Origin of the sequence: Sulfuricurvum sp. RIFOXYD12_FULL_44_77 (assembly GCF_001830725.1) — a bacterium.
Lineage (GTDB): Bacteria > Campylobacterota > Campylobacteria > Campylobacterales > Sulfurimonadaceae > Sulfuricurvum > Sulfuricurvum kujiense_A.
This window is the reverse complement of the sequence record NZ_MIBU01000191.1, coordinates 1-1,165: the sequence shown is the minus strand read 5'-3', so window position 1 is coordinate 1,165 and position 1,165 is coordinate 1. Positions and strand designations below refer to the sequence as shown.

Below are 1,165 nucleotides of genomic sequence, written 5' to 3'. Positions count from 1 at the left end.
CACGACCGCTTAAACGGGCACTCTATGAGATCGTCGAAGATCGTTTGGCGGACTTGATTCTCGGCGGAGAAGTAGAAGAGGGCGCATCCGTTGCCTTTGATGCTGTTGGAGATGAGATTACCGTTTCTGTGGCATAATCGCATTTATGAAAATAATTGTTTTATTCTTTGTACTATTATTACAGCTTTTGGGATGCACGGGGGATTGTATGACCTGTCATCCTGCATTACTTAAAACCATCGATACAGATCTGCGTCATAAACCGATGCAAACGTGCATCAAATGTCACAGTGCCGATCCCGCTAAAATGGCCGATTGCGGAAGCGACTGTTTCGCATGTCACCCGATCGCAAAAATAGAAGGTTCACGGATAGCAGAACACGCGGTGATTCGTGAATGTCGAGATTGTCATATGAAACTCAAAACCACATTGGATCTGAGCAATATCCCTAAAGGGCAGTCGGTTATGCCGACGTTGCGAGATTTTTTAAAGCCTTAAGCGTAGATCAGCTCAAACATTTTATCAAACCCGTCGATGATTTTTTGCATCAATTTTTGAGCTTCTTCAATCATTTTTTCATTGCTTTTAATCTCTTTTACTGCATTGTCAAAGAGGTCAACCGTCCCTTTTTTTGCATGATTTTTGACGTTTTCATCGCTGTTTTTAAGATTTCCGATCAGTTTAGTGACATCCGAAGCGATCTTATTGATCGGAGAGGTTTGATTCTCCTCTTCGAGTTCTTTCATAAACTTATCGATATAGGGCTGTGCTTTTTTCATAAAGGCATTGATCTCTTTTTGATCTTGTTCAGTGATACCGTTGCTATCGAGATTAAATGAAAATGCCTGCATAGAAGAGAAAGAAAATGATTGTTCTTTGCTATTGGACGTCGTTTTTTCATTCAGTGAAAGAGATTGTTCGTTTTCAAAATTAAGGGAGAGCATATCACCCGAACTCGTTTTCATCTGAATATTCAGTTCATGTGAACGGTACGCATCATAAGAGGTTGCGGTTGTCATAGTAATACCTTATATAGGGGTGATTCTTAGTGAGTATATCGGCACTCTTCGAGATTATTTTAACAAGCTTTTATGAAACTTAACCCTTCTTTAAGTAAGAATTGTCTATTATTGCGTGCTAAAAATTTCTAAAGGGAATGGCTTA

3 protein-coding genes are annotated in these 1,165 nt (G+C 39.6%); 2 read left to right on the top strand and 1 reads right to left on the bottom strand.

All coding sequences use genetic code 11. The features are described from left to right. Together A2517_RS07315 and A2517_RS07310 are read left to right on the top strand one after the other, a co-directional pair. Positions 1-137, top strand: a 137-nt coding sequence (locus A2517_RS07315; RefSeq protein ID WP_294895605.1) for a hypothetical protein, incomplete at its 5' end; no start/stop codon positions are given. Between the two features lie 8 nt (positions 138-145). After that, complete coding sequence (locus tag A2517_RS07310) at positions 146-499, top strand: hypothetical protein (protein WP_294895603.1); 354 nt, start codon at positions 146-148, stop codon at positions 497-499. Here A2517_RS07310 and A2517_RS07305 read toward each other — a convergent pair. Beyond that, positions 496-1,020, bottom strand: a complete 525-nt coding sequence (locus A2517_RS07305; protein WP_294895601.1) for a hypothetical protein — start codon at positions 1,018-1,020, stop codon at positions 496-498. The genes A2517_RS07310 and A2517_RS07305 overlap by 4 nt on opposite strands. Positions 1,021-1,165: the final 145 nt, after the last annotated feature.

What these genes read in the sequence shown, in the direction of transcription:
- A2517_RS07310 (WP_294895603.1), top strand. Translation starts at nt 146, where the DNA reads ATGAAAATAATTGTTTTATTCTTTGTACTATTATTACAGCTTTTGGGA.
- A2517_RS07305 (WP_294895601.1), bottom strand. Translation starts at nt 1,020, where the DNA reads ATGACAACCGCAACCTCTTATGATGCGTACCGTTCACATGAACTGAAT.